Source organism: Tritonibacter sp. SIMBA_163 (assembly GCF_046535935.1).
Lineage (GTDB): Bacteria > Pseudomonadota > Alphaproteobacteria > Rhodobacterales > Rhodobacteraceae > Epibacterium > Epibacterium scottomollicae.
In genome coordinates this window covers 1-236 of sequence record NZ_JAWJBP010001308.1, presented here as the reverse complement: position 1 = coordinate 236, position 236 = coordinate 1, and the positions used below count along the sequence as shown (strand labels likewise).

Below are 236 nucleotides of genomic sequence, written 5' to 3'. Positions count from 1 at the left end.
GGGCCACGCCGTTCTTGAACGCGATGAACGCCATCTGCGGCGCAAAGCCATTGCTCTGGAGGGCGGCGAGAAGGTGCTTGTCGATTTCGCGGAGCCGGTTGTGCTGGGTCACGGAGACAGGCTTGTTCTGGACGACGGGCGCGAAATTGAAATCCGCGCTGCAAGCGAGGAACTCTACGAAATTCGCGGGCGCGATCCGCTCCACATAGCTGAACTCGCCTGGCATATCGGCAACC

Annotated in this window: 1 protein-coding gene; it reads left to right on the top strand. The window is 61.0% G+C overall.

What is annotated here, in order from left to right; genetic code table 11:
• Positions 1-236, top strand: a 236-nt coding sequence (locus R0J92_RS26535; RefSeq protein WP_411053882.1) for an urease accessory protein UreE, incomplete at both ends; no start/stop codon positions are given.